The organism is Nonomuraea sp. NPDC003804, assembly GCF_040610675.1.
In the GTDB taxonomy this organism is placed as follows: domain Bacteria; phylum Actinomycetota; class Actinomycetes; order Streptosporangiales; family Streptosporangiaceae; genus Nonomuraea.
In genome coordinates this window covers 1-1,151 of sequence record NZ_JBEXMT010000124.1, presented here as the reverse complement: position 1 = coordinate 1,151, position 1,151 = coordinate 1, and the positions used below count along the sequence as shown (strand labels likewise).

General features: G+C 56.0%; 1 protein-coding gene. It reads right to left on the bottom strand.

Annotation, left to right across the window (positions count from 1 at the left end; all coding sequences use genetic code 11):
• A partial coding sequence (locus ABZX22_RS45230) for a LysR family transcriptional regulator (protein ID WP_354923558.1) occupies positions 1–846 on the bottom strand: 846 nt, incomplete at its 3' end.
• Between the last annotated feature and the right edge of the window lie 305 nt (positions 847–1,151).

Below are 1,151 nucleotides of genomic sequence, written 5' to 3'. Positions count from 1 at the left end.
TAAAAACCGAGTTTGAGGATAGAGAATGTTCACGGGTTGAGGCGTTGCGTAGTAGTCGGGCATCAGGACTTTCAATCGACCGGCCCGGATATCTTCGGCCGCACGCCATTCGGGAATCACGGATATACCCATGTGGGCGAGGGTTGCATCGTAAATGGCGTCCAGATCGTTGACCCTTACGGCACCCGCAATCTCTACTGCCTGGCGTCCGAGCTCGGAGTCGAATTCCCAGCGACTCCATCGCGGCGCGCCCGCGTAAGCGATACAACTGTGATCCGCGAGATCTAGCGGTGACTCGGGTTTCCCATGTGCCTTCAGATACTCCGGGGTTGCAACAACCTTTTGTTGAGCCATCCCTAGCGTACGCGTGATGAGCGTGCTCGACGGGAGCTCTCCGATCCGAATTGCAAGCTCCATTCCCTCCTCGACCAAGTCCAGCATGCTGTCGCCGAAGATTACTTCGACGACCAGTCTCGGGTGGCGAGCAAGCAGCTTAGGAAGAAGCGGCATGATCATCTTGCGACCGAACGCACCCGGCATCGTTACGCGAAGCGTCCCCCCGACGCCCGTTGCCGGCATGCCGTGAACCTCCGATTTCACTACGTCGACCGCATCGAGTAGCTGCCGGACATGCGGATACAACTGCAGTGCCTCGCCCGTCGGATTCAATTTCCGGGTCGTCCGGCGGAACAACTGGACGCCGAGTGTCGCTTCGAGCGACGCGATCTGTTTGCTGATAGCAGATTGGGATGTTCCCTGATCTCGCGCGACTGCGGAGAAGCTGCCCATCTCGACTGTACGCAGAAATGCCTGCAGAAGCTGGAGGTTATCCATGATGCGGATCAATTCAGTCCAATTTGGAATGTATGTTATCCCAGTTGCCTAGGTTTTCGCTGAAATTCGTGCGGAATATATTGAGAACTCACCAGCAGATCGAAATTGAGGGCTGTAACGAACCTCATAACCTAGGAGACAACTCGTGGCACAGAAGAAAATCGGCATCATCGGGGCTGGTACGGCCGGCCTTCATCTTGGTCTCTACCTGCGTCAGCACGACGTAGACGTCACCATTTATACGGATCGCCGGCCGGAGGAGTACGCGTCGATGCCGATTTTCTTCTGTGCCACGAGTTGTCTCCTAGGTTATGAGG